This is a genomic window from Candidatus Desulfosporosinus nitrosoreducens (assembly GCF_030954495.1).
GTDB classification, from domain to species: Bacteria; Bacillota; Desulfitobacteriia; order Desulfitobacteriales; family Desulfitobacteriaceae; genus Desulfosporosinus; species Desulfosporosinus nitrosoreducens.
The window spans coordinates 76,114-101,862 of record NZ_JAVHUW010000073.1 but is presented as its reverse complement, the minus strand read 5'-3'; the positions used below and the strand labels follow the sequence as shown (position 1 = coordinate 101,862).

Annotated in this window: 26 protein-coding genes; 24 read left to right on the top strand and 2 right to left on the bottom strand. The window is 47.8% G+C overall.

All coding sequences use genetic code 11. The features are described 5' to 3' along the window. Positions 1-17: 17 nt before the first annotated feature. The 12 genes from REC12_RS21420 (at position 18) to REC12_RS21365 (ending at position 9,611) form a co-directional block, all read left to right on the top strand. Complete coding sequence (locus REC12_RS21420) at positions 18-1,889, top strand: flagellar hook-length control protein FliK (protein ID WP_308897842.1); 1,872 nt, start codon at positions 18-20, stop codon at positions 1,887-1,889. A gap of 8 nt (positions 1,890-1,897) precedes the next feature. Beyond that, entirely contained in the window at positions 1,898-2,455 is a 558-nt protein-coding gene (locus REC12_RS21415; protein ID WP_308897841.1) for a flagellar hook capping FlgD N-terminal domain-containing protein, read from the top strand. A 65-nt stretch (positions 2,456-2,520) separates the two neighbouring features. Further along, positions 2,521-3,444: a flagellar hook-basal body complex protein gene (locus tag REC12_RS21410; protein ID WP_308897839.1), complete on the top strand. Its 924-nt coding sequence runs from the start codon at positions 2,521-2,523 to the stop codon at positions 3,442-3,444. A gap of 67 nt (positions 3,445-3,511) precedes the next feature. Continuing rightward, complete coding sequence (locus REC12_RS21405) at positions 3,512-4,300, top strand: flagellar hook-basal body protein (protein ID WP_308897838.1); 789 nt, start codon at positions 3,512-3,514, stop codon at positions 4,298-4,300. 4 nt (positions 4,301-4,304) lie between these two features. Beyond that, positions 4,305-4,706: a flagellar basal body rod protein FlgB gene (gene flgB / locus REC12_RS21400; RefSeq protein WP_308897837.1), complete on the top strand. Its 402-nt coding sequence runs from the start codon at positions 4,305-4,307 to the stop codon at positions 4,704-4,706. 42 nt (positions 4,707-4,748) lie between these two features. Beyond that, positions 4,749-5,492 carry a flagellar hook-basal body protein gene (locus REC12_RS21395; protein ID WP_308897836.1) on the top strand — a complete coding sequence of 248 codons (744 nt, stop codon included), beginning with the start codon at positions 4,749-4,751 and terminating at the stop codon, positions 5,490-5,492. 8 nt (positions 5,493-5,500) lie between these two features. Continuing rightward, positions 5,501-5,947, top strand: a complete 447-nt coding sequence (locus REC12_RS21390) for a chemotaxis protein CheW (RefSeq protein WP_308897835.1) — start codon at positions 5,501-5,503, stop codon at positions 5,945-5,947. A 44-nt stretch (positions 5,948-5,991) separates the two neighbouring features. After that, positions 5,992-6,648, top strand: coding sequence for a lytic transglycosylase domain-containing protein (locus REC12_RS21385; protein ID WP_308897834.1), 657 nt, complete (start codon positions 5,992-5,994; stop codon positions 6,646-6,648). 31 nt (positions 6,649-6,679) lie between these two features. Continuing rightward, positions 6,680-7,945 (top strand): hypothetical protein, encoded by a 1,266-nt coding sequence (locus REC12_RS21380; RefSeq protein WP_308897832.1) that lies wholly within the window; start codon positions 6,680-6,682, stop codon positions 7,943-7,945. Between the two features lie 186 nt (positions 7,946-8,131). Further along, complete coding sequence (locus REC12_RS21375; RefSeq protein WP_308897831.1) at positions 8,132-8,242, top strand: RCKP-type rubredoxin-like domain-containing protein; 111 nt, start codon at positions 8,132-8,134, stop codon at positions 8,240-8,242. A 46-nt stretch (positions 8,243-8,288) separates the two neighbouring features. After that, positions 8,289-8,735, top strand: a complete 447-nt coding sequence (locus REC12_RS21370) for a hypothetical protein (protein ID WP_308897830.1) — start codon at positions 8,289-8,291, stop codon at positions 8,733-8,735. Positions 8,736-9,020: 285 nt separating this feature from the next. Next, positions 9,021-9,611: an adaptor protein MecA gene (locus REC12_RS21365; protein WP_308897829.1), complete on the top strand. Its 591-nt coding sequence runs from the start codon at positions 9,021-9,023 to the stop codon at positions 9,609-9,611. 166 nt (positions 9,612-9,777) lie between these two features. On the opposite strand, the gene REC12_RS21360 is transcribed toward REC12_RS21365, so the two are convergent. After that, on the bottom strand, positions 9,778-9,981 hold the full coding sequence (locus tag REC12_RS21360; protein WP_308897828.1) for a hypothetical protein: 204 nt from the start codon (positions 9,979-9,981) through the stop codon (positions 9,778-9,780). Positions 9,982-10,109: 128 nt separating this feature from the next. On the opposite strand from REC12_RS21360, the gene selA reads away from it, so the two are divergent. The 7 genes from selA (at position 10,110) to mobB (ending at position 19,356) form a co-directional block, all read left to right on the top strand. Continuing rightward, positions 10,110-11,522 (top strand): L-seryl-tRNA(Sec) selenium transferase, encoded by a 1,413-nt coding sequence (gene selA, locus REC12_RS21355; protein WP_308897827.1) that lies wholly within the window; start codon positions 10,110-10,112, stop codon positions 11,520-11,522. A gap of 149 nt (positions 11,523-11,671) precedes the next feature. Continuing rightward, entirely contained in the window at positions 11,672-12,748 is a 1,077-nt protein-coding gene (gene selD, locus REC12_RS21350; RefSeq protein ID WP_308897826.1) for a selenide, water dikinase SelD, read from the top strand. A 40-nt stretch (positions 12,749-12,788) separates the two neighbouring features. After that, complete coding sequence (gene bshC, locus REC12_RS21345; RefSeq protein ID WP_308897825.1) at positions 12,789-14,366, top strand: bacillithiol biosynthesis cysteine-adding enzyme BshC; 1,578 nt, start codon at positions 12,789-12,791, stop codon at positions 14,364-14,366. 141 nt (positions 14,367-14,507) lie between these two features. Continuing rightward, on the top strand, positions 14,508-15,542 hold the full coding sequence (locus REC12_RS21340) for an LCP family protein (RefSeq protein WP_308897824.1): 1,035 nt from the start codon (positions 14,508-14,510) through the stop codon (positions 15,540-15,542). Between the two features lie 134 nt (positions 15,543-15,676). Further along, positions 15,677-17,458, top strand: coding sequence for a flagellar assembly protein A (locus tag REC12_RS21335; RefSeq protein ID WP_308897823.1), 1,782 nt, complete (start codon positions 15,677-15,679; stop codon positions 17,456-17,458). A 154-nt stretch (positions 17,459-17,612) separates the two neighbouring features. Next, the gene (locus REC12_RS21330; RefSeq protein ID WP_308897822.1) at positions 17,613-18,827 is read left to right on the top strand and encodes a molybdopterin molybdotransferase MoeA; all 1,215 of its coding nucleotides are present in this window, start codon (positions 17,613-17,615) and stop codon (positions 18,825-18,827) included. Between the two features lies 1 nt (position 18,828). Further along, positions 18,829-19,356, top strand: coding sequence for a molybdopterin-guanine dinucleotide biosynthesis protein B (gene mobB, locus REC12_RS21325; RefSeq protein WP_308897821.1), 528 nt, complete (start codon positions 18,829-18,831; stop codon positions 19,354-19,356). Positions 19,357-19,359: 3 nt separating this feature from the next. Here the strand turns inward: mobB and REC12_RS21320 are convergent, their stop codons facing one another. Continuing rightward, entirely contained in the window at positions 19,360-20,274 is a 915-nt protein-coding gene (locus REC12_RS21320) for a Na/Pi cotransporter family protein (protein ID WP_308897820.1), read from the bottom strand. 265 nt (positions 20,275-20,539) lie between these two features. Here REC12_RS21320 and REC12_RS21315 point away from each other — a divergent pair, with 265 nt between their 5' ends. The 5 genes from REC12_RS21315 (at position 20,540) to REC12_RS21295 (ending at position 25,679) form a co-directional block, all read left to right on the top strand. Then, entirely contained in the window at positions 20,540-21,055 is a 516-nt protein-coding gene (locus REC12_RS21315; protein ID WP_308897819.1) for a GNAT family N-acetyltransferase, read from the top strand. A gap of 527 nt (positions 21,056-21,582) precedes the next feature. After that, a complete protein-coding gene (locus tag REC12_RS21310; RefSeq protein ID WP_308897818.1) occupies positions 21,583-23,076 on the top strand; it encodes a TldD/PmbA family protein in 1,494 nt (497 codons plus the stop codon). Next, positions 23,073-24,392, top strand: coding sequence for a metallopeptidase TldD-related protein (locus REC12_RS21305; RefSeq protein WP_308897817.1), 1,320 nt, complete (start codon positions 23,073-23,075; stop codon positions 24,390-24,392). The genes REC12_RS21310 and REC12_RS21305 overlap by 4 nt, the downstream gene beginning before the upstream one ends. A gap of 21 nt (positions 24,393-24,413) precedes the next feature. After that, on the top strand, positions 24,414-25,175 hold the full coding sequence (locus REC12_RS21300) for a histidinol-phosphatase HisJ family protein (protein ID WP_308897816.1): 762 nt from the start codon (positions 24,414-24,416) through the stop codon (positions 25,173-25,175). A 12-nt stretch (positions 25,176-25,187) separates the two neighbouring features. Continuing rightward, a complete protein-coding gene (locus REC12_RS21295) occupies positions 25,188-25,679 on the top strand; it encodes a hypothetical protein (protein WP_308897815.1) in 492 nt (163 codons plus the stop codon). Positions 25,680-25,749 lie beyond the last annotated feature (70 nt).

The window sequence follows — 25,749 nt, the reverse complement described above, 5'->3', positions numbered from 1 at the left end:
TTTGGAGGTGATGATTAATGGCAGGTATTTATGTCCTTTCGGATTCCCTCAAAAGTGGAAACAAGGTGGGAAAACCAACAACAAGAGGGGATAAGGCCACGGATTCTCCTGAAGATGCCGCTGCTGCATTTGCAGACATACTTGGCAATTCTTTGAATCTGAGTACAGATCCGAAAGGGCAGAGCTCTAAAGCAAGCAAACACGTGTCTGGGAAAAAGGGCTTAGAGAGCCCGGGCGATTCCGCAGCCACACAACAAAGCACTGACGATTCGTCAGATAAGGTGTTGGGGTACGGCAATTTCGCCTTGCCTTTTCTCACACAGCTGCTTCAGAGTAACTTTCCGGCAGGCAAGGAAGCCAATTTCGGAAGTATTGGTCAGGGAACTGGGAAGGCTTTAACAAGTGATGCCCTAAAAGCAAATTCAGGGGGCATACTGTCGGGCAGCAATCAGAATTTGACAATGCCCGGTGAAGTTCCTTTGACCGCGGATGGAGATTTAGCGTCGACAGGGATGTTGGCTGCCAAAACTCAAGGGTCGGAATTGGATAATTATAGACAGGTAATTTCAGAACTTTTGGAAGTACTTTCCGGAGAGATTAAGTCATCTGGGGGGACATCTTCAAGTTTAGCGAGAGTAACGCAGCTTCTTAGTCAGAGCGCTGCGCAAGATTCGGACAGTAAGGAAATCTTGGCGGTTAAGCAAGACATCGCCAACAAGATCATAAACTTTAATTCCCAGGAATCTTACTCAGGTACCGTAACGTCAGCCGGCGCATCCAGTCAGAATATAATCAAGGACGTCCAGGGAGACAAAGCCTTAGAACTATTAGCGCAGCTGACTAATGAAATCACGGACGGCTCAGCTCAGGAGGATTCAATAACCAGAGAAAAAAAAATCCTGAGTTTAAGCCGGGAGCTGACAAATCTTGTTCAAACCTGGAAGACATCTGAGACTTCTCAGACATCCGGGGTACTTCAGTCATCCCAGGTATCTCAGTCATCCGGGAACTCTCAATCATCCGAGGTATCTCAGTCATCTGAGGAACTTCAGTCAGCCAAAACATCTCAGTCATCCGAGACGGCGAAGACAGCGGAGACGCTAAAGACAGCGGCCAGTGACGCCAACGCTGGCAGCGGGATTTCCGCTGATGTCAGAGGGAGCAAACCGGCGCCTGATGTTCAGGATCAACGGGTTGAAGGTCTTAATGCCGCTCCGACAGCTCCGAAAAGTTCGGATGTTTCTTTAAAACGGACAAAAGAAAACAGTTTTGAACCTATTGCAGCCCAAGCTAAAGATACGAAACTATTCACAACGATTCGGCCCAAATCAGAGATAACAGAGAACCAAAGTCCGCGCTCTGCCGAATCCCATACAGAGGTTGCTACGCTGGGACAGAACTCAAGCAATACCTTAGGGGTAACGGCTAACTCTGAACCGGTCAACGTAGCGAGTGGAAAGACCGGGGGAGTTCCAGTCTGGGAACAGGTTTCAAGTGTTCTGCGCGAGCAGCTGACCAATAGGCAGCAGGATTTGAAAGAGTTGGATATTCAACTGCACCCGGCTGAGTTGGGGAAAATTCACATTAATTTGCGCTGGGATAACGGCCTGGTTCATCTTGAAGTTCAGGCGTCGCAAGCAGATACCAGACAAGGTCTTCAAAGCCATCTTTCAGATTTGCGCCATTCCCTTACGGAACAAGGAGTAAGCTGTGGTACGCTGAACATGGGCATGGACGGGGAGCAGAGACAAAACCAGCGGGGGGATGCCCCCCGGCAGATGATCCCCTGGAATGTTGTCTCAAATGAGGACGAAGATTCTCTGTCCACAATTGCAAACTCTCCTCCTCTGGAACAGAAGGGGAGCAGTCAAATTGATGTTACGGCATAGGAGGAAGCATGAGTACAGTTGGTGGAACAAATTCTACAACCGGGGCAGGCTCTTCGAGCGGAAGTCAGGGAACATCGACCACCTCCAGTGATGCGCTGGGAAAAGACGATTTTCTCAAACTGTTGGTGGCGCAGATGCAAAATCAAGATCCCATGAATCCTATGGATGATACCCAGTCTATCGCGGAAATGGCTCAATTTAGTTCCTTGGAACAGATGACTAATATTGCCACATCTATGGACACGTTGAGCCAAACGATGACCTATTATTCCCAACAGTCGGCCATTCTTGAAGGGGCTGCTTTGATTGGCAAATGGGTAAGTGGAATAGATACGGACGGCAAGACCGAAATCGACGGTACCGTGGAAGCGGTAAAATGGATTGACGGCGATCCTCAGTTGCAAGTTCGCAAAACGGACGGAACTCTCGTGGATCTGGAAGTCGGCCTGATTACGCAAGTCCAAAATCAGCAGCCCGCTGACGATACAACGACAGGTACATCGACGACGGATACATCGGCAACAGATACGTCGGGGACTGATAGTTCGACTTCCGATAATCCATAAACGCTGCTGATTGCGGTGACTGTTTTTAGGATGCCCTGTGCACACAAAGAGGAGGAATTCGCACTATGATGCGTTCACTTTATTCGGCAATTTCAGGATTGAAAAACCATCAAACAATGATGGATGTCATAGGAAATAACATAGCCAATGTCAACACAACGGGTTTTAAAAAGAGCCGGGTGACCTTTGCCACAGCTTTGAGCCAATCATTAAAAGGAGCGTCTTCACCGGACACCAATGATCCGGCGCTTTATGGGGGAACAAACCCGATGCAGGTTGGTTTGGGGGCTACTTTGGGTTCGATTGACCAAATCATGACTGCGGGAAGTTCTCAGACTACAGGGAACCCTACGGATATGATGATTGATGGAGATAATGGATTCTTTGTCTTGGATAATGCGGGTCAGACTGTTTATTCTCGGGCCGGAGCCTTTACTCTTGATGGAGACGGTAATTTAGTTGATCCTGCAACCGGTGCGATTGTGCAAGGCCAAATGTATGATGCTGATCCTGCCAGCACGGACACCCCTGATTTTAGTACTTTAAGCAATATCAAAATCAAAATTGGCGATACAGCCTTTGGCAATACGGGGAGTGATGGAGCCCTGACAAGCTATAGTATTGATCAGAATGGGATCATCACCGGAGTTTATACAGACAATGACACTACATCCGCGACTTATGGACAGTCCACAACTCATAAGATTGGTCAAATCGCCATAGCTAATTTCGCCAATGCCTCTGGATTGGAGAATATTGGAGGAAGCTTTTATCGTCCGACAAATAACTCAGGCACTGCTACTCTTGGAGCGGCGGGAGACAATGGAACCGGCACAATTACCACGGGAAGCGTCGAAATGTCCAACGTCGACCTTTCTCAGGAAATGACAAATATGATTGTGGCCCAGCGTGGTTTCCAGGCCAATTCCCGGGTTATTACGGTATCGGATTCTCTCTTGCAGGAATTGATCGACCTCAAACGGCAATAAAGCATTTGTTAATTAATTAATTCCAAGCCGGAAGTCTGGACAATAGTTAAAACACGGAGGGGTGTTCATGCAGCTCATCGGAACTGCTGCGTCAGGGATTCGGGCTCAGCAGGAAGCTATAGATATGATTGGAAATAATTTGGCTAATGTGGACACCTCCGGATTTAAAGCGAGTCAGGCAGACTTTGCTGAGACGTTGGCGACAGCAGTCCGCCCGGTGAACGCAAACAACGGGGGAAATGCCAACCCGGTTCCTTTGAACGTGGGAGTCGGGGTAATGTACATGGCTATGGGGACCAATTTCCAACAAGGTACTTTGGTTCCTACAGATCAGCCTTTGGATTTAGGTATTTCCGGCTCAGGATTTTTCGAGGTCAAAACTCCGGACGGAACCACAGGCTACACCCGAGCGGGTCAATTTCGCACAGACGAGTCGGGGTTGCTTACCGATATTCGCGGGAATGTCGTACAGCCAAAGATTCAGATTCCTGCCGATGCGGCGAGCTTAGTTGTGAAAGAGAACGGTGAAATAAGGGGCCTGGTGGCAGGAAAAGAAACTGTACTGGGCCAAATTACGCTTACCGGGTTTCAGAATCCGGAAGGCTTAGAGGCGACTGAGGACAACCTTTTTGTGCCTACCGCAAATTCCGGAGCGCCCCAGGTTGGACAGCCGGGCGGTACCGTCGGAAATCAGACTTTGGGGACGATTCGCAGTCAGTCTTTAGAACAATCCAATGTTGATTTAGCTGTTTCCATGACAGATCTCCTCCAAGCCCAGCGGGCTTATCAGATGAATGCCCGCTTAGTTTCAGATGGGGATCAGATGCTGGGAATTGCCGACACATTGAGGAGGTAAGAAGATGTCCGGGTGGTTGGACGGTGTGGTTTTAAACGTTTTGCAGAAGGGGCTTAATGCTTCGAATATGCGGCAGCAAGTTTTGGCTAATAACGTAGCTAATGTGGATACTCCGAATTTTAAGCGCTCCGATGTTGATTTTCAGTCGGTGATGAAAGAGGCTTTAGGGGACAAGAGCGGGGCCCCTCTTTCCATGAAAATGACGGCCCAGAAGCACCTGCCCGGGGTTATTGACAGCAATAGCCTGAGGATTGTAACTGATCAATCAACGACGCTGCGCAACGATGGCAATAACGTGGATATTGACCGTGAAATGACTAATGTGGCGGAAAACGGCCTTTATTACGAATCTCTCACCCGCGCACTTTCTTCTCAATTAGATCTGCTGAAGTTGGTTATTAAGTAAAGAGCATAGAAATTCCGAATACGTGAAAAGGCGGGGTCAAGGGTGATTAGAGGATTATATGCTTCGGCCTCGGGTATGTTAGCGGCTGAAGCACAGAGCGAAATTATCGGTGACAATGTTGCTAATACGAAGACACCCGGTTATAAAGAAGAACTCGCCAGCAACAGTTCTTTTCCTTCCATGTTCATTGAACGTCTGGGAGGGAGCCAAGCTTCCGAGGTTGCTCCCATCGGAGGGATGGGGACCGGGGTTGGGGTAGTCCGTGCCGGTTTGTTTAATATTCAAGGCTCGCTGCAGAGTACGGACCAAAAAACCGATTTAGCTTTAACCTCGCCGGGGTATTTTGTGGTTCAGACTGCGGGAGGGGAACGCTATACGCGTAACGGGCATTTTCACCTTGATAGCAACGGGACGCTCTTAACGTCGGATGGCAATGCCCTTTTGGGTCAAAGGGGGCCTATTGGCCCCCTCAGTTCTGAATTTACGGTTAAAGAAGACGGCACGGTTATGGATAACGGACAAGTTGTGGACCGTCTCCGTGTCGTGGAGATCCCGGCAGATGCCCTGACACGTGAAGGACAATCCTTGTATAACTCGTCTCAGCCGGTTCAAGTCTCGGCTGATCCTAAAATCCTTCAGGGTTCGGTAGAAGCTTCCAATGTTGATCTTTCAGGACAAATGATTCGAATGATGACGGTTATGAAAGCCTATGAGGCGAACCAAAAAGTAATCCAGACTCAAGACGATATGTTGGGAAAAGCGGTCAATGATGTCGGCAAGATATAGTAGAGGATGTGGTTAACACGTCGGTTCAAGTTGTTATATTTACTTTAGGACAAGAAGAATATGCTATGCCTATTGAGGTTGTTCGGGAAATTACCTCTTTAAGCGAGGTGCGTACGATTCCTAAAGCGCCTTCTTATGTACGGGGTCTTATCAATCTGAGGGGTATGGCAATCCCTTTGATTGATTTGAACGTTCGCTTTGGGGTGGACAAAACGGTTGAAAGTACCTTTGCTTTAATCACTGAAATCCATGGCAATCAGGTAGGGTTTGCCGTGGATCAAGTTCGGGAGGTGCGGATCTTAGAAAATATTGTTCCGCCGCCGCCCCTTGTTACCGCTCCATTTATTGGCGGCATCGTCAATCTTCCGGATCGAATTATTTTGAAACTTATACCGGAAAAGATTTTGGAAAGCAATGAGGTTCGGAAATTAAGTGAACTTACGACCGGCCACTAGAAGTTTAAGCCTTTGCAAATAACGGGCGGAAGGAGGTCTGAGAAATGGATATCGCCCAGATGCTTCTTTTATTGCGATTTCAGCAGCTGAATGCCTCATGGCAAACTGCTCAAACTGATCAAGCCGGCTCGCTAGGGAGTTTGGGAGAAGGCGGCAATTCAAATTCATTGCTCTTTGCGGCCTTGCTTCAGGTTGCTCTGGCGAGTGATATGAATTCTTCACAAGGGTCTGACGGCTCTGGGGCGGGGACAGCAGTCAACACAAGGCTTAATAGTTTCTCGAATTCCTCTTCTTTTAAAGGTGAAAATGTCGGTTCGATAAACCAAACTATTAATTTCATGGCTCAAAAATATGGGATTGATCCCAGCCTGATTCAGCAGGTTGTTAAAGCGGAGTCCGGGTACGATTCCCAGGCAACATCAGCGGTCGGGGCAATGGGCTTAATGCAGTTGATGCCGGGAACGGCCGCTTCTTATGGCGTGCAAAACGCTTATGACGCAACGCAAAACCTGGATGGAGGAACGCATTTTTTAAAGGATTTGCTGGAACGCTACCAGGGCAATGTTCCTCTGGCTCTGGCCGCCTACAATGCGGGGCCGGGCGCCGTGGCAAAATACCAGGGGATTCCCCCCTATAAAGAAACTCAGGCTTATGTGCAAAAGATCATGAATGGGTTGGAGCAAAAAGATTGGAAAGCTTAACTATGGTGTTTCTCCAAGGAAGGATGGTATCGTGGTAAAAAAAACCCGGTGGCTAGCTTGCCTTTTAATAATCAGCGGAATAGTTTTATTCTCTTCGCCTGCCTTTGCGGCTTCTTCAAGCGCCGGAAACACAGGGTTTACGATCTGGTCGTCAAAAACTACAACAGAAATCAATAAGATCTGGACGATTTCCTTTAACAATCCCTTGTTGAGTTCAAGTGTCAATAACAGCACTATCTACGTAACCGACAGCAAACAAAAGAAAGTCGGAACGACAGCGAAACTTTCAGATGATGGGCTTTCTGTGCGGGTTTTACCGTCGGGCAGTTATGTCGGCGGGGATTATAATTTATATATTACAAGCGGAGTATCTTCTCAATCCGGCCAAAAACTTAACGGGACGATTATTGTGCCTTTTACGGTAACCCCTTTGATTGGCTCAAATCTCGTTGTTACTCTTAATTATGATGTAAAACCCAGTTCTCCCAGTGATCTCTCCGGCTCGTTGTCTTTGATAGATCCCAATGGCAATAGTGAAGGGCCGTCTACCAGTGATTATGCTAATGGAAAGTATACGTTTAATATGTATACCAATGGCGACTATTATCTTAAATATTACAGGGTGTCTAAGGGTATCCTGACGGTGCAAACGACTAAGCTGCCTAAAATTACTCTGCCAACGAAAGGTACCTCCACTGCCAAGACAACAACTCTGGCTATGCCCACAGACGCGGGAGTAGTAAGCGGCAAATCGGGTACAATAGGAGGCAGCGTAACACCGGATGAAACCTGGGGCATAGCGGTAGAGGTATCTAATACGACGTCAACTTGGACGACGACAACGGACAGTGACGGGAACTTCTCAGTTCTTTTGCCTACCGGAAGTTACACGTTGTCTGTTGACAGCAAGGACAATTCGCTCTATAAAAAACACAGCTATAAATTGACTGTCTCCAAGGGTCAAATGTCCGGTCCGCTTGACCCGGTTAATGTGGAAGAACCGATTGAGCAGCTTGGGCTTAAAATTACTCAGCCTGCTCAGGATACGACATCAGGGATATTAAATGGAATTGATACCACGACTAAAACTATTGCGGGATCGGTCAACAGCGATGCGACGGTTTATATCTACGATACTGTTCCGGCGGCTCCGGTTCTGCTCGCAACGGCCAAACCTGACAAAAACAATAACTTTAGCGCGAAATTGCCAAGCAAATTGAGCGGCAAGAAACTTCAGCTTAAAGTTGTTGATTCCTCCGGAAATATATATACGCTGGATATGCCTTCAGCGTTGTGATCATAAAATTAACAACTATGGACACGCCCGTATCTGAAAAAGATCCGGGCCTATTTACTGTGTAAGCATTTGAATAAAAATATTGACATTGTCCGGGAAAATATATAGAATCTGATTAACTTTAGAATTATTCCTAAATCATTTGGAATAACTAAAGTTAAACTAAACTTGAGGAGGAAGATCATCATGGCAATTTGGCAATGTACCCAATGTAACGCCACGTCTGAAGGACGTTGCCGCCCCAAACAATGTCCGAGTTGCGGTGCTGGCAAGGAGCAAATCGCTAAAGCGGAATAGATGTTTTTCCGACGTAAACATAAACGCTTCACTAAAGGGGCTCACTATGGTAGATTACTATCGTTATCTGTGGAGTACGACCTGGCCAAACATGGTTGTGCTCATTTTGATATGGATCTTTGTCCTCTTCCGAATTGGCGGGAAGGTTTTAAGGACATTTCGTTATGAACGAGATGCTTGGGGCTTCCTGGTGCTATTTGGCAAGACAGTCCTTTTAGCCGGCGTTTTAGGAATTTATACCCAGCTGTTGTTTTCATCCCAGCCGGACTGGCTGGCTCAACCCGGATTTCTGCAAGGTTTGGTACAGGGTAAAACCTTTGATTCAACATCCGGAACTTATAGCTTAGAGGTTCGCAGCGGTTCGGAACAACAACAGCTGTACGTTGATAAGAACATCTATGAAAACTTGAAGCTGGAAGACCAGGTCAAATTGATGTACCTTCCGGTCCGCAAAGAAGTTGTGCGCTGCGAACGTGTCGGGAGTTTGCTTTAGGCTATCCGGGAGCTTCTCAATGATTGCCGATGGCTTAAATGGGCAAGACTATATAGCATTGCCTGGGATCTCACCTTCTAAGGGAATTAAGCATGTTAGTTCCGGAGTTCTGTTTCGGAGCTTTCCGGATAGGGACCGGACGATTTAGCTGCACTTATCAACTTATGCAGTTTGGCTGATAAAGATCGTCAAAATCCATGGAATTAACTGAAAAAGTAATGGCGTAATATGATATAATGGGAATAAGATAGGGTAAGAACTTGATGCGGAAAGGAGAGTGGGGATATGCGTGTACAAAAGGTTAATGAGCATACCATCCGCATCTTTATCTCCTTGACAGAATTAACTGACAGGGATATTACGATGGCTGATTTATTCCAACGATCAGCGAAAACGGAGCAACTGTTTTGGGAACTCATTGCGCAAGCAAGGGAAGAAGTGGAATTCAATCTGGATCAACCTTTTTGGATTCAAGCGACAGTGGCAACAAACGACGAATTTGTTATCACTATTATGAAACAAGAAGAACAACAGCTTGAAGGATTGGTCAAGGAGAAAGCTGCCCGTAAACCCGTAAAGAGCCGGGTTACGGAGTTAGTGTATGTTTTTGCTGATTTTGAAGATGTGGTTTCCGCTGTGGGAAGATTGCCGGAATTTAGTCAACTACGTTCCAGCCTTTATCTGTTCGAAGGCGAGTATTACCTTATCCTCAGCCGAATAGGAACAGGCAAAAAGAGACTTATGGCTGAAGCCATTCTTGACGAATATGGAGAGATTGTGGCTACGACGAGTGCCTTTTTGACCGAACATGGGAAGGAGATTATTCCGGTTAAAGCTGTACAGACACTTAATGAATCGTTCAACAAGCTTTCGTAAGCTGCCAGATTTTAAAATTTCAATAAGATAGTGGCGAGCTATCTGAAAGACAGAGCCTTCCACAACATAGAGTGATGGAAGGCTCTTTAAATTAAGGAGACCCTTTTTAGTTCATCAACCTTGCCGAGAGGTGGAAGGCTGTACATATTAAGCTGAATCTTTAGCCTTAAGCAAAGGAGAAAATCGCCGGTATCTGGTGCAGGCAACGGGTACAAACATTTTTGCCCTTGAATTTATGAACTTTGATAGTTTCACCGCAGAAAATACAGGGCTGAAAGCGGTTCTTTTTGCGTGTAAGATCGGAGAAGGCAATGATAACGGCTTGTTGGACTGGCTGCTTCTGTGACGGAGTTGAGTTAATGCTTGACATGTAATTCCTCCTCGAATAAGCTTGTGCTTATATCATATGCCAACTTGGATGTTGAAATCCTAAAAAGTGTGCGGGTCGCTTCAGGATAATTGAGGGATTGAGAAACGGCCTGTAAGGGGTGTCAAACAGTGGAAGAAGAAAAACAAAGGCGTTTAAGGGCACTTCCCGCGGTGCACGAGGTGCTGGCACAGCTGGAAACCGAAGCGGAATTCAGTCCTTTCTTGGCGAATAAAAGAGACCTGCCACGCCTAACTCATTGCGTTCGACAGGTTTTACAAAAAGCAAGAGAAAATGTCTACCGAAATATCTCAAGTTCCTTCGCGGATTATGAATCCGCTCTCTGGCCTTGGCTAAAGAAGGAGCTTCTTCAAGTTTTGATGTTTCCGGAAACGAGTTTGCGCCGCGTGATTAACGCCACAGGAGTTGTCTTACATACAAACTGTGGCAGAGCCCTCCTTGCTCCTGAGGCTGCACGCCATGTCGCGGCTCAAGCGGAGAGATACAGCAATCTGGAATTAAATATTGAAACAGGGGAACGGGGCTCGCGCTATGTCCATGTTGAGCAACTGCTTTGCCAGCTCACAGGGGCCGAAGCGGCAATGGTGGTCAATAACAACGCAGCGGCCGTACTGCTCATGATGAATACCTTTGCTCTCGGTAAAGAAGTGATTGTTTCCCGCGGCGAATTAGTTGAAGTTGGCGGTTCTTTCCGAATTCCCGAGGTTTTAAAGGCAGGCGGTGCACAGCTCGTTGAAGTAGGAAGCACAAACAAAACCTGGTATAAGGATTATGAAGCTGCGATTAATTCAGAGACCGCTCTTTTATTAAAAGTTCACACCAGTAACTACAGAATCGAAGGGTTCACCCATGCTGTTTCAGGTGCGGAGTTGGTTGAACTGGGAAAGAAATACGGAATTCCTGTGCTGGAGGATCTGGGAAGCGGGAGCTTTTTTGATGGGGCAAGTCTTGGCTTTCCTCCTGAACCGACGATTCAACAAAGCGTAAAATCGGGGCTTGACCTTGTCAGCTTCAGCGGAGATAAGCTGTTGGGCGGTCCGCAGGCAGGAATTATTGTGGGGCGGCGGAATTATCTCGAACGCCTGAGAGCAAATCAACTGACGAGAGCTTTGAGAATTGACAAGCTGACTTTAGCCGCTTTAGAAGGAACTCTTCGCATGTACCAAAATGGGGATGGAGAGTCTATTCCTGTCTGGAGAATGCTCTCTTATTCTTTAGACCATTTAAAGTCTGCGGCGGAAAAACTAAAAGCTGCTTTAGAGTCTAATACAGCGATTGCGGTTGAATTAAAAGAAGACGCCTCTCAAGTGGGAGGAGGGGCTTGGCCAACCGTTAATCTCCCCACTTGGGTCTGCGCTGTCCGCCCCAAACAAGGAAGTGTCCTTGAGTTGGAAAAATTTTTGCGTAGGGGCTCTGTGGCCATTTTAAGCCGCATCCAGAAAGACTGGATTCTTTTCGATGGACGAACCCTGCTTGCCGGGGATATAGAGGACATCGCCCAACGTCTGCAAGATTGGAAATAAACTAACGGCTTCTGCTCTCGCAAGTTCGGCCTAAGCCAAGGCTTTTTTGGCCTTATTTGTAAGTCCGTCTGATGTGTTGTACAATGAAACTATAACTAGCGGATGATGCAGAGTGTTCATAAATGCGTATGTTGGAGAAGGTGTAACGAATGGATCTGGGATTTGAAACAGTCCAAGATAAAGTTCGACTGACCCAGTTGTCGACCAAGGCCGGCTGAGGATGCAAAATAGGTCCCGCTGACCTGGCACAAGTTTTGTGCCATTTACCTCCTAATCAAGAAGATGCTAATTTGCTGGTAGGTCTGGAAACTTCGGATGATGCCGGAGTTTACCGCCTCAATGCCGAACAAGCCATTGTTCAAAGTGTGGATTTCTTTACTCCTGTCGTAGATGATCCCTATGCTTTTGGGCAGATTGCTGCCGCCAATGCACTAAGCGATCTCTACGCCATGGGCGCCAAACCTTTAACAGCCATGAACTTAGTGTCCTTTCCGGTGGGAAAATTGAAGATGGAAATTTTGGCCAGAATTCTTCAAGGCGGGAGCGAGAAAATACGTGAGGCCGGAGCAGTTCTGGTTGGCGGACATTCTATCGACGATTCCGAGCCGAAATATGGACTTTCTGTAACCGGCCTTGTTCACCCGGATCAAGTCCTTTCTAATTCTCAGGCCCGGCCAGATGACTACTTAGTGCTCACCAAGCCGCTTGGCGTAGGGATCATCACTACTGGAATCAAGCGCGGGATTGTTGCGGCGGAAGCGGAACAAGAAGTTATTCAGGTCATGGCGACCCTTAACAAAGCAGCGGCTGAAGCAGCCATAAGGGTCGGAGTTCATGCCGTAACAGATGTGACAGGCTTTGGACTTTTGGGGCATTTACATGAGATGCTTTTGGCGAGCGGTTTAGGCGGGGAAGTATATGCTGAGGCTGTACCCGTGCTGGAGAGTGTGTGGGGCTGCATTCAACAAAAGGCAATACCCGGGGGAACCCGTGCCAATCAGCGGCATTTGGAAGGTAAGATTAGTTTTGCGCAAGATGTTTCTGAAGAACTGCGGCTTGTACTCTGTGATGCTATTACTTCGGGCGGGCTTCTCATAGCTGTTCAGGAAGATCGTTTGGAGAGTTTAATTAAACTGTTGACCGCTTTCCGAACACCGGCGGCTGCGGTCATCGGACGAGTTCGAACAGGTCAGGCCGGCAGAATTGCGATTTCTATGCACGCATGATAAAATACCGTGTACTGGAAGGTAGCGGGGAGGATAAGATATGAGAGATCCAATGCAAACCATGGCTACTTGTTTTGAACAAGTAGCTTCTTTTTTCCCTAGTGGAGACCCCAAACGGCAAGAGAGCTTCGCAGAGCGTGCCGAATATTTAACTACGAGAAATTATTCCAGGGAGCGTTTAGCTGATGGCTTGAAAGCGTACCATGAGTTCCTGGGAGCAAGCGCGGTAACCCTGCAAATGATTGAAGAATTGAGACATAAAGAAACCTTGGCGGTTATTACCGGGCAACAAGCAGGTATTTTAACCGGCCCTCTGTATACCTTATATAAGGCTGTCACAACGATTCGTTTAGCGCAAGAGCAGCGGGAAAAGCTGGGACGACCTGTGGTGCCGATTTTTTGGATAGCCGGCGAGGATCACGATTGGTTGGAAATTCAAAAAACCTATTTTTTAAATTCAGCCGGAAAACCTTTTCCCTGCACCCTGCCGGGTGACGGAGAAGGGAAATCGGTGGGCTCACAGCCGGTCCCGTCATGGGAGGTGCTGGAGGATCAGTTTCGAGAGATGCCGGACGGTGAATTTAAGACCTACGTATTTAAACATTGCCGTCAATTCCTCGATCAAGCCGAAAATTTGAGTCAATGGTTTGCCTTGACGTTGCAATGGCTGCTGAAAAAGTGGGGCCTCATCTTTTTTGATCCCATGCTGCCGGAATTCAAGCAGCTTGCTGCTCCGATGTATGAACAGATTTTGAAAATGCATAACGATGTTCGGGAAGCCTTGGCCGAGCGTACGAAAGCATGGGTAGAATTAGGCTTTCAAGCCCAAATCCAGCCTTTAGGAGGGGAAGTGAACTTATTCCTGGCCAATCCTGAACGCCGGGCAATCCTGGAGCAGGAACGGGTGTTTTACTTAAGAGGTCAGGAAGAAACCTGGGACTTGGATGCTTTGAGCGCCTTGCTGGCACAGGCTCCTGAGCGGTTTTCTCCTAATGTTGTAACCCGTCCGGTTGTTCAGGAATTTTTGTTTCCTACCTTGGCCTATGTTCCGGGTCCCGGGGAATTAAATTACTGGGCGCAGTTGGGGCAAGTCTTCTCGACCTTTGGCTTCGTAATGCCGATTTTATTTCCCCGCTTGTCCGGGGTTATCGTTACCCCTGCCTGGCAGAAAACGTTGGTTAAAGAAGGATTGACCCTTGAGAATGTTTATCAGGGATTGGGGTCTTACAAAGAGGGCTTGATTCGGGCCCAGGATTCCTTGGACATTGATGAGCGGTTGCAGCGTTTGCGGGCGGTCATCCAAAGCGGTTATGCCGAACTGGAACCTTTCGAGGAAATTCATGCTAATGTTCACGAATGGCTGATTCGCAACCAGGCAAAGGTTGACTTTCAATTAGAATACCTGAAGAAAAAACTCTGGCAAGCTCAGCGGAAAAAGTGCAGCTACATCCTTCAGCGCCTGCAAATGCTGGAAGGTGGCCTTACCCCCAACAGCTCAAGACAAGAGCGGGTATTAAATCCTTTATATTTTGTCATGCTCTTTGGGGACGGTTTCATAGACCGCTTGATGGAACTTCCTTTAACCAGTGATTTTAGAGAGCAAGAGGTTTTAGTATAAATAGTATTGTTATTCTTTTATCTCAGGAAAGTTAACTTTTCCTGAGATTTTTTTATTTCTTAGGGTAATATGATTCTTCGTTATCATAAAGTTGGTTATAATGGTAAAAAGATGTTAGTTTTTATAATGGAGTTGTTTGGAGTGCAAAAAAAATGGATCTCGGTGTTGGTAACTGCTGTTTTTTTGGGAATATTGGTATTAGGGTTTAACGGATATAAAGGATTCATGGGTATTGGGACAACTTTGTCCGGTGGAGGCTTAATTTCTTCTGCGCAGGATGGGTTCAGCAATCCGGTCAGCATTTTATTGATTGGAGCTGACCAAAGGCCTGAGGAAACAAAATTCAATACCGATTCCCTGATAGTGGCGAGGATTGATCCGCAAACAGAAAGGATAAGTTTACTCTCAATTCCTCGCGATACGCGATTATTCCTGGCAGGCCATGGCTATGTTAAAATTAATGCAATTTTAGCGTTAACTGATATGGTGACTTTACAAAAAAGTGTTGAAGATTTAACCGGTGAGAAGATTTCAGGCTACATTCAGACTAACTTTCAAGGTTTTAAGAAGATCATTGATACTTTAGGAGGAATCACGGTTAACGTCGAGAAAGATATGTATTATGAGACAGGAGATGAGGAGGATGGCTATATCAACTTACATAAAGGGCTGCAGCGTCTTGACGGCTCGAAAGCATTACAGTATGCTCGTTTTCGCCATGATGCCTTGTCAGATATCTCACGGACAGCCAGGCAGCAGGTCGTTTTAAAAGCAGTGGCCAAAGAGATGTTCCAACTGAGCACATTGCCCAAACTGCCGTACCTCATTCCTCAATTAATGCAAGCGGTTGCGACAAATTTGCAAGCCGGGGATATCCTGACCGTAGCTAAAGCCGCCGTAGGATTTAACAGTTCGAATGTGATTTCCCAAACTCTTCCGGGTTCCTTTTTAGAGGTTGATGGGGTGAGCTACTGGCAGATTGATCCCCTTGAGGTTAAACAGGTAGTCAGGAATTTAGACCAAGGATTGACTACGGATAAGGTTATTGATCAAGAGACGGTCGATTTATTAAAACCCATCGTTCCAACTCCCAATAAGCCTTTACCCCAAGTACCCGGAAACAGCGAAGATCCCAATGGCCGCAAGTCCTCAGGGTATCAAATATTTGATTACTAAGCAACCGGGCAGCCCGCCTGCGCCGGCTTGATTTTCTTTATATTGGAAGTCCATAGGACTTAAGACCTATGTGTTCAAGGGATAATAACTGGTATGATTATTAAAATAGTTATAGGCAAAGTGGGGTAATTAACATGCCAGAAGAGGTCGTTCATGGGCATTCCCAAGCTATCCAGTCCGACAACAAATACCTTATTATTCCTGAAGAGGGGATGAAAACCATCGTTCCCTGTGCGCGAGTCGGGGAGCTCCGGTTAAATGGAACGGTTCAAGATTGGCCGTTTCAGGCCAATAGGGGAGATATCATAGAATTCTGCCCTGTCACCAAGGCGGAGAATTTGACCTGGGAGTTGGAAGTTCGGTTTTATGGGATGTTGGTGGTGGCCAAAGTGAAGCATGAGTTAGGAGGACGTTATGTTCTTCCCCAAGACCCCTCTGGTCTTGAAGAAATATGCTTGGAAAAGCTTGTAGTCTGGGAAGAGTCACAAGACCAGGGGGAAATATGGGATGAAGCAAAGCTGCTGGCCGACCTGAAAAATCTGAAAGTCATTTATGGCTATCGCCCTGAGTGCTGGAGTGAGATATCAGCCGTTAAGGGTGTCCAGGAAGTCGAGATTGCCGTTGCCAAGGCACCGGTACCTTCCGAGAACGCTCAGTTGGAAAATTTTGTTGCGGCTGATGATTTGCAAGTCCAGGAAGATGAGCGGAAAAAAATTGACTTTTTTGCTTCAAAAGTCCAGCTCGTTAAAGAAGGAGAAGTATTGGCACGCAAAATTCCAGCCAAGCCCGGAGTACCTGGCATGGACGTATTTGGCAAGGTATACTCCGTTGCTACTCCTAAAGACTTCCAGTTTCGTTTAAAGAAAAATGTCCGCCTTTCCGAGGATGGTCTTGAAGTGCTTGCCACCTGTGCAGGCCGACCTATCCGCAGTGATGAAAGAACTTACATGGTGGAAAATGTTTATGTTCTTAATCAAGATGTTGATTTAGCAACCGGAAGCATTGAGTTTCCGGGGGATGTTTACATTGGGGGAAACGTTCAAGACGGTTTGAGGATTTTCGCCGGTGGAATGCTGGAAATCAGAGGGTCAGCGTCTCATGCCGAGATTCGGGCTGAGAAAGGGGCAAAAATTCAACAGAACTTGATCGGCGGGAAGGTTGTGATCGGGGAAAAATTTGTGGTACATTCTGAACTTCTCCGCAGCGTGACAGAGTTGAGAGAGCAATTGAATTCCTGTCTGGTAAGGACAGCGGAGTTGATAAAGTCAGCGGGTGTGGCTAACGTCAAACCCGGGCTATGTCTAAAAATCGTTTTGGAAAAGCAATTCCCGGAACTGCCTAAAGTTACCGGCCGGCTGGAGAGTTTCATTTCAGCCCATACAGACGATCAATTGATTACGGAAGCCTTGCTTGTTGCGATACGGACTGCCAAACGGTTTTTATCAGGATTAGGCCCTTTAGAACCTCAATCGTTGTCTTTTCTGCAGCGAGTGGATCAAGCGCTCGAAGGATTTATTGAAACCTTGACGTTGGAAGTTCCTGAGAAACTCAGCCTGGTGGTTAATTATATTCAGGGGGCGACCATTGAATGCGGCGGTTCTTTTACTTGTCAGAAAGGGACTTATAATTCTGAGATTCGGGTTGCCGGGGATGCTACAATCGAAGGAGTATGCCGCGGAGGGAAGCTATTCATCGGCGGGAAAGCCAGTATCCGGGAACTTGGGGGGTCAGAGATCAGCACGACCTTTGTTCAGATCAGCCCTCAAAGCCGTCTGCTCGTGGATTACTGTCATCCTAATGTCATCATCGCAGTGGGAAAGGAACTTATCCGGATCGAGGAAGCGTATCGGAAACTGGAGGTTTATCGTGAAAAAGGCAAAGTAGAGATTGAAAAATTGCGTGCAAAGCCTCTTTAAGACATAAAGGGGGGACGATCTTTTTAACACGTCAAGCTGTTAAAAAGACCGTCCCTCTTTTATGTAGATTATTTTGACAATGTTTGCGATTGTCGATACACTAGAGGCAAAATAATGAAAGCATTTAGAGAAGAAAAATAGGGATGGTATGTGTATGAAAGTTATGATCGAATTAGAAGAGGCTAAAGAGCTGGTGCTGCAAAAAATACAAACAGTTGAACCTGAAACCGTTTCCATAGCTGATGCTTTTCAGAAAGTGTTGGCTCAAGATATCGCCGCCCAAATTGATCTGCCCCCCTTTGACCGCTCGCCTTTGGATGGCTATGCTTATTTTGCTCAAGAGCTCGATGCCGCTCCCTTGCAATTAAAGATTGTCAGCGAAATTCCCGCAGGAACCTTTTCAGAACGGGAGGTTGTTGCCGGGGAGGCCGCAAAGATTTTTACGGGTGCTCCGCTTCCTCCCGGAGCTAATTGCGTAGTCCGTCAAGAGGATACGGAAGCCGACAGGGATCAAGTGAAAATCTTGTGTCCCGTTAGACCGGACTCCAATATTGTACGGAGAGGAGAAGAGATTAAAAAAGGGGAAATTCTCCTTGGGCGCGGTTTTTACTTGACTCCGCCGGCGATAGGCTTAATGGCAGCTGTCGGCTGGGATAAAATTGAGGTTTATCGCCGGCCCCGTGTTGCTCTGATTGCCACCGGAAGCGAGTTAATGGACGTTGGACAGCCTCTGCTTCCCGCGAAAATTTTTAACAGCAACAGTTATACCTTTCGCGCCATGCTGCAGAGGCTTGGCTGCGAGGTTACGGTCGTTCCCATCATTTCAGACCAAATTGAGGATACTCTCAGAGCCCTGGAGGAGGTTGCAGACGCCGATATGATCATTACGACCGGGGGAGCGTCAGTAGGTGATTACGATATCATGCGACACGCTCTGAAGCAGTTCGGATGCGACATGCTGTTCTGGAAATTGAACTTAAAACCGGGAACTCCCGCTTCAGCAGGCCACAAAGGGAAACAACTGTTTTTTTCTCTTTCGGGGAATCCTGCTGCAGCCGTAGTGACCTTTGAACTTTTAGTCCGTCCGGCTTTACGGAAACTGGCAGGGTATGCGGGTGTTGAAAAGAAAAAATTCTTAGTGAGAATAGCGAGTGACTTTGGCAAGACCGGAAAACAGCGGCGCTTCTTGCGTGCTCAAGCTGTTTTCAAAGACGGGGAACTATGGGCGGATTTGGCCTCGGCCCAAGGGTCAGGAATCCTGCGTTCCATGGTAGGCAGCCAGCTGTTGGTGGATGTGCCCGCCGGCCACGGCCCGGTTAAGGCGGGAGAAATGTTGATGGCCAATTGGATAGCGGATTGGGAGAATTAAAATGGCTAAACAGCATGAAGAACCTCTGATTCCGGTTGTGTCGATTGTCGGAGGAGGGTCAAACTCAGGAAAAACAACCCTTTTGGAGAAAATAATCCGCGAAGCCAAGCGTCGGGGGTGGAGAGTGGGAACCTTGAAGCATGATGTTCACGGTTTCGAAATGGATCGGCCCGGCAAGGACACTTGGCGTCATGCTCAAGCGGGAGCAGATGTCGTAGCAATCAGTTCGCCCCAAAAGATTGCTGTTTTGGAAAGCGTTCCGGAGGATCAGCCTCTGGACGAAGTGGTCGCCCGGATTCGGGGAGTCGATGTCATTTTTACCGAGGGTTATAAGTCGGGCAACAAACCGAAAATTGAAGTGTTTCGTTCGGGAGTACACCGGAAGCTTTTTTGTCGGCCGGAAGAGCTGATTGCCATTGCCAGTGACCTCAGGTTCGATCTTGAAGTCCCTTGTTTTGATCTGGATGATGCCGCGGGGATTTGTGATTTGCTTGAGACTCTGTACGGGATCAAGAGCAGGGATACCTGATTTTTAGGGAAGAATTCTTTTTAAAAGCCGGGTGATCCTTGCTAAAAAAGGGAAGGCTAAAAGGGAAGAAAGTATATTGAACAGGCTGTGAGCATTGGCGACCTGACGAGAAAGGCCCCCTCCCATGAAAGCGATCCCTTGAGCCAGGAAGCCGATAAAAGGCAGGAAAAGCAGGACACCAAAGACGTTGAGTAAAACGTGAAAAAGCGCCACACGCTGGGCAGCCCTTGAGCTGGCCAGAGCCGCCAGCACGGCGGTAAAACAGGTGCCGATATTGGCGCCGAAAATAAAGGCTAAGGCCGTGGAGAGGGTTATCCGGCCGTTTTCAGCAAGCAGCATAACAATGCCTGTGGTTGCGCTGGAGGATTGAAGCAGGGCCGACAGTAATGTTCCGGCGAGGACCCCTTTGAGATGGTTATCCCCCAATTGCTGGAGAAAAGCTTGGATGGCCGGTTTGTCAGCCAGCGGAGCCATCCCTGCTTGCAGCATACTCAGGGCAAAAAAAAGGAGACTCAGTCCGAAGACCGCTAAAAATAAATAGCGAATTCGTTTAGAGATGAATAGATAGCCAAGGGCACCTAAAATTAAAAGGTAAGGGGTTATCCGCGCCAAAGGAAAGGCAAGTAATTGTGTAGTCAGGGTGGAACCGATGTTGCTGCCTAAAATCAGGGCCAGAGTATTTTCAAAAGGAAGCAGCTCCGCGTCGACAAAAGAGACAGCCATGACGATTAGGGCATTGCTGGATTGCAGGAAGGCGGTAGCTATTCCTCCGGCCCCAAAACCCCGGATGGGAGTTGCGGTCATCCAGAGAAGAAGCCGGCGGAGATGAAGCCCTGCGAAGGACTGAAGTCCTTGCCGCAATTCCTTCATGCCCCAGAGAAGAAGACTAAGGCCCAGAATTAGACTGAGCAGGTACAAGGAATCACCTTCTTTCGGGAGAAGCTTAATATAGTGGGGAATGAGCACATACTCTCTGTCGGGCAGCAGGGGTTCCGACCAGGATTACCTGTCATTGTGCAGCGGGTATTATTAAGTATATTGAAAAAGAACTGCGCCGAGAACTTATCTGCTAATTTAACAAAGAGAACGGTAGATTGTGGGGCAGCTTGGCAGTCGGCAAAAAAATACGGCCGTAAAGTGACATGGATTTGACATATGCATACGTTACTTAAGAGGTGATGTTATGCGAGTTCGTCAAGGAAATAATCGCGATTGGCCTTTTATGTATCAGTTAGGAAAAATTAATATTCCAGACAGCGTTTCCCCCTGGCGTGAACAGCCAATGGAAGAAGTTCTTAAATATCGTGAAAACGTTCTTAAAGGGTTCTGGACTTGGATTCAACAGACAGATTCCATTGTCTTTATTGCCGAGGCTTCTGCCGAAGAGAGAAGAGGAAGTGATTCAGGCGCAGATCAGGGTAAGCAGCAACCGGTTGGCTATTTGGTACTTTACCCTTCATCCCGGGAGGAGTTGACGGGAGTCATACAGGGATGGGTTATGGACTTTGGCGTGCTGCCCGAGTGGAGAGGGCAGGGCGTCGGCAAAGAACTGCTCAGGGCAGCGGAGGATTACTGTCGCCGGCAAGAGATTTCTTATCTGGGTCTAGCCGTCAGCACTCATAATCTGCCGGCACTCCATCTTTATGAAACATCGGGTTTTGCTGAGGAACGCAAGATTATGGTCAAACCTTTAAAGTAAAGCCGATAAAGAAAACCCGGCTTTGCCGAGCCTTAGCGAAGGCGAAGCCGTTGGTTGCCCTTATGCAGAAGGAAAGTATTAACGAAGTTATACTTTCTGAATGTACAAGAAAAATAGGCTGGCATGGCCAGCCGCACGGTTGAACTTATATGCGGGAAAATTGTTGGAGTAACTTTGGGACAAAAAAAGCTTGCGACGTCTTCGCCGCAAGTGAAGTAAAAGAGAGGAGTGGGGATTAAAAAAGAAAAACGTGAGACTAATTAAAGTGTGTCCCGAGGGCTTCTTGTTTATACAAGCCTCGGGATATTTTTTGTAGTCAGACATACATGCCGCAAAGTGCACGTTCACTCAACATTCCGGGGTCCGCCCATTCACCGGCAAGGGAGCTCCGCCAAATGTGGATCAGGGTCTTTGGGTACCTGTCAAGTTTTCTTTAGCTCTGTGGTATAATATCCATATTGTTAGGGGAATTATTAGCTCAGCAATAAGGACTATGAATAAGGACTATGGATGACAGGAGGGCAATTGTGGAACAAAAAGAGCTGAGATCATTCGTTCACAAGGTCTTGACTGAAGCCGCGGAGTTTGAGGGGTATGTGATTGTGCGCGTCCAATCGCGCCGGGAATGGAGTATGCGTTTGAGCAATGGCCGCTTCGAGCGGGTTTCGACAGGCGGAGATAGTGGTTTCGGGGTTCAGGCGTTTACGAAACGGGGGGCAGTGGGCTTTGCGACTTCCGATGTCCTGGAAGAGGAAGTGGGGGGCAAGCTTGCGGCAAAGGCCATCCAGTTGGCTCGCAGAAATGAAACTCTTGGTACCAAGCTCAATTGCCAGATTTGGGAAGCTCCCCGGGTTTTAGCAGAGGAAGCAAATCCCGCACGAAAAGCTTTCGGGGAAGTTCCCTTAGCGGAACTTGAGGAATTGGTTATGAAGCTGCATATGAGATTAAAGAGTGCTTATCCCCAGGGAACCTGGCAGACAAGTTATCGACAGTTGGAAGAAGTCTGGTGCATTGGGAGGTCGGATGGAACGCTCGTGTCGTTTGCAATTCCCAGGGCGGTTTTAATGCATCAAGGAACAGTACGAGCGCAAGGCAAGGCTCAGAGCACTCTGGTCCATCGCAGCGGCATGGATGCCTCTTTACTTTATGAGGAATTAAACGATTGTTTTCTGGAGAGGAAGGCTAGGGATCGGGCGGAATTTGCGCAAAAGGTCTGCCTTGCTCCGCAATTGCCCAGCGGCCACTATCCTCTGATTATCGACTATGGTTTGGCTAAAGGCTTAGCCCATGAGGCCTTTGGGCATGCGGTAGAGTCTGATCATATGACTGAATCAGTGCTGGGCGAAAAAGGAAAACTGCGTAAAGGACTGCGTGTGGCCAGACCGGGGGTCAATATTATCGACGGTCCGCTGCCGGGTGACTGGGCTTATCAGCCCTATTCCGCCAATGGGCTTATCAGGCAGACTGTAACTATTGTCAGAGATGGAGTTTTGGAGGCCGGACTTGGTGATATCTTTTCCGCTCAAGAAGCGGGTATGCCGGTTACCGGAGCCGGGCGGGCGGAGAGCTATGGCAATGTTCCCCTGCCGCGCATGAGCAATATTCGCCTGACCGTTGATCGTTTGCTCCCTTTGCCTGCAGGGTTGTCTTTGATGGAGGAAGTGCAGGCTGTCCGCAATATTCTTTTGGCAAACGGTGAGTTGCTTGAAGGACAGAAAAACCTCCTATTATTAGGGTACCGGGGCGGGCAAGTTAATCCTAAAACGGGAGATTTCGTTTTTCAATGTGATGGGATTATTGACGTTGCTGATCCGGACTTGCCAATTTATCAGCCTTCGATCTTTAGCGGCAAGATCCTCTCCGCTTTGGAAGCAATTCGCGGCGGACTTGGGGAGGGTTGTTTTGATGCCATTGGGACCTGTGGCAAGGGCGGGCAGTCTGTTCCTTCGAGCGGAGGAAGTCAGCGTTATCTGCTTATGGACCCCGATCAACAAGTCAGTTTGGGAGGAGCACAAGGATGAAACTCGTCGCGCAGTTAGAGGATCTTTTTTATCAGTTTCAACATGCACCGGAACATGAGCATCTCAGGCTGTCCGCCTGGCGTATTCTGGTGCACGAATCAGAGGCTGTGTCTTTAGGGATCAAAGATAATTTTCCCGGGAGTGTCTACACCCCGCCGAGTTATCGTCAGGGAGAAAGCGGGGATATCTTTTTGGTCTGGGCGGATGGAACCTGCAGCCAGGCTATGGTTCAGATGAATCCACAGCAAGGTTCGGGGTTTTGGCAGCAGGAAATGGAGCAGTGGAAGCAAGCGTCCTACATAGACCCTGATGCCGCGCATATTCCGGCTCCCAAGCCATTGCCCCTGGTAGCGGTAGAAGACCGGGCTGTCAAGAACATTATGGAGGGAAATGACGCAGTACTGTTTGATCTTGCTCAGGAATGGCTTAAGGAAAAGCCTGAAAACGCTAAGATGCAAGGCAGTATTCAAGCTGCTTGGGGTTATCGGCATGTCCGGACTTCCACAGGGCTTGCCGTAACGTATCAACAGTCCCAATTCGCATCCTGGTTTTCCTTTGACAGTCTTGTTGGCGGCGGATTTGCCAAGCGCCGTCTCAGCCGCCCGGAAGAACAGAGAGAATTGTGGCTGCGGACGGTTGATTATTATGCGAAAATGGCTGAAGAGGCACCGGCGGTCGGCCCTGAGACTCAGGTTGTTTTTGCGCCCTCAATGACGGAGGAATTATTGGGACAGTTTGTCTTGCCCAATTTTTCCGGAGACCGTGTTCTTGAAGGGCAAGGAACATTTTCTCAGGAGAACTTTCGGGAGCACAAAGAAGTGTTTCATCCGCAGTTCTCTTTGCTGATTGATCCCCTTCGGCCCCTTGAATTAGGGTCATACCTGGTAACACCCGAGGGGGTACCGGCTATTCAGACAGCGCTAGTCCTTGACGGCAAGCTGCAAACTCCATTTCTCCGTGTCAAGGACGCCGTGCGCTGGGGGGAAAATCCGACGGCGTTACCCCAAGGCTCGGCGGGGCTGTATCTTCAGCATACCGCCGAGGTTCCTTGGCATACGGCTCTGGAAGCCATCGACGACGGAGTTTTAATCTTGTCCGTATTAGGTTTACATACTCAGGACTCAGTGGCAGGGTCCTATTCCCTGAGCGCACCTCACAGTCTGCGCATCCTAAAGGGGCAAATAGTGGGACGGACAGATGTAAAGTTGACAGGGAATTTCTTTGCTGATCTGGCCGCGCCGTCGACGAGAATAGCCCGGTCCAATCTGAGTTTACATCCTTATCTGCTGGTAAGGACCGGATTGCAAACATTATAGCGGCGGGAGGAGCTTTAAGAGATGTTGGATTTGCATATTCACCTTCTTGGACATAATGACCGGGAAGCTAATCGTGATAACATTCGGGCTTTTTTGGATGAGGCGTCCCGCAGAGGACTGAAAGAAATCGGCTTTGCCGATCATGATTATTATTGGGAACAAATGAATTTCCCCCTGATTTGTGAAGTGGCCCGGGAATACCCCCATTTGGCTGTGCGCATTGGTTTAGAAGCGGAATATCGGCCCAATGAGGAAGAGAGAATCAGAAATCTCCTGAGTCAATATCCCTTCGATTATGTCATTGGTTCCGTCCATGAAATTGCGGGCTGGATTTTTGATATTCCGGAGGAAGAGCCGAAACATCATCAGAAGGATGCGGATGAGCTTTACCGGGAGTATTTTAATGTAGTGACTCAGGCCGCCAAAAGTGGATTATTTACGACGATTGGGCACTTTGACCTCATTAAAGTGTTCGGAGTTCGGCCGGCCTCCGACGTTACGGTTCTGGCCGATGAAGCTTTAACAACAGTTGCGGAGCATGGTCTGGTTCTGGAAGTGAATACAAATGGAAGATACAAGCCTGTTAAAGAATTTTATCCAGAAAAATGTCTGATGGAGGAAATAAAACGCAGAGGGATTGACTTCACTTTAGGGTCGGATGCCCATTTTGCGGCGGCAGTCGGCCGGGATATTGATGAAGCGGCTCAGTTATTGCGCCGGATCGGGGTGCATTCGGTTGTAGGGTTTAGGAATTTTGCCAAAGTCAGCTATATCTTGGAATAGGAGGAATCCCTTGTGTCATATTCGCTGGATGAAAAATGGCTGATGGAAGAAAGCGCCGCTCAAGCCTTGGTGCAGCTCTTAAATAACCAACAGGGGAAACGCTGCAGAATTTTAAAGCATGCGGATCGTCCGGATATTGTCATAGAGGATCAACAAGATGGCAGTCGTTTAGGAGTGGAGGTAACCCACCTTTTTTATGATTCCGAAGAAGCCAGGTCTGTCTTGGGGCGGTCCCACGTTCAGAGCCATCCTCCGGAGTATATCGAGGAATATATTCGGCGCTTGAACATTCTACTGCAGCAAAAAAGTGAAAAAGCTAAAGGATATAGTCACCAGGATCCTCTAGCTCTTTTGATACGAGTGGTTTCTCCGATTTTTCACATGCTTGATTTTGAGGCTTACGCCTGGAAAATTGTTGTGCCGCCCTCGGATTTTGAAATAATTTGGCTGTTATTTTATGATTTTCAAGTGCGTGACTGGACCTTGCTGGAGAGGCTGCGCTAATTGCAGGGGTATTGGCATAGACTTGCCTTTACAGTGCAACACTAGGAAATGTTAGTGCCGTGTAAAGGAG

Bases quoted from the DNA above. Each gene is read 5' to 3' on its own strand.
- REC12_RS21420 (WP_308897842.1), top strand. From the start codon at position 18: ATGGCAGGTATTTATGTCCTTTCGGATTCCCTCAAAAGTGGAAACAAG.
- REC12_RS21415 (WP_308897841.1), top strand. From the start codon at position 1,898: ATGAGTACAGTTGGTGGAACAAATTCTACAACCGGGGCAGGCTCTTCG.
- REC12_RS21410 (WP_308897839.1), top strand. From the start codon at position 2,521: ATGATGCGTTCACTTTATTCGGCAATTTCAGGATTGAAAAACCATCAA.
- REC12_RS21405 (WP_308897838.1), top strand. From the start codon at position 3,512: ATGCAGCTCATCGGAACTGCTGCGTCAGGGATTCGGGCTCAGCAGGAA.
- flgB (WP_308897837.1), top strand. From the start codon at position 4,305: ATGTCCGGGTGGTTGGACGGTGTGGTTTTAAACGTTTTGCAGAAGGGG.
- REC12_RS21385 (WP_308897834.1), top strand. From the start codon at position 5,992: ATGGATATCGCCCAGATGCTTCTTTTATTGCGATTTCAGCAGCTGAAT.
- REC12_RS21375 (WP_308897831.1), top strand. From the start codon at position 8,132: ATGGCAATTTGGCAATGTACCCAATGTAACGCCACGTCTGAAGGACGT.
- REC12_RS21370 (WP_308897830.1), top strand. From the start codon at position 8,289: ATGGTAGATTACTATCGTTATCTGTGGAGTACGACCTGGCCAAACATG.
- REC12_RS21365 (WP_308897829.1), top strand. From the start codon at position 9,021: ATGCGTGTACAAAAGGTTAATGAGCATACCATCCGCATCTTTATCTCC.
- REC12_RS21360 (WP_308897828.1), bottom strand. From the start codon at position 9,981: ATGTCAAGCATTAACTCAACTCCGTCACAGAAGCAGCCAGTCCAACAA.
- bshC (WP_308897825.1), top strand. From the start codon at position 12,789: ATGAGAGATCCAATGCAAACCATGGCTACTTGTTTTGAACAAGTAGCT.
- REC12_RS21335 (WP_308897823.1), top strand. From the start codon at position 15,677: ATGCCAGAAGAGGTCGTTCATGGGCATTCCCAAGCTATCCAGTCCGAC.
- REC12_RS21330 (WP_308897822.1), top strand. From the start codon at position 17,613: ATGAAAGTTATGATCGAATTAGAAGAGGCTAAAGAGCTGGTGCTGCAA.
- mobB (WP_308897821.1), top strand. From the start codon at position 18,829: ATGGCTAAACAGCATGAAGAACCTCTGATTCCGGTTGTGTCGATTGTC.
- REC12_RS21315 (WP_308897819.1), top strand. From the start codon at position 20,540: ATGCGAGTTCGTCAAGGAAATAATCGCGATTGGCCTTTTATGTATCAG.
- REC12_RS21305 (WP_308897817.1), top strand. From the start codon at position 23,073: ATGAAACTCGTCGCGCAGTTAGAGGATCTTTTTTATCAGTTTCAACAT.
- REC12_RS21300 (WP_308897816.1), top strand. From the start codon at position 24,414: ATGTTGGATTTGCATATTCACCTTCTTGGACATAATGACCGGGAAGCT.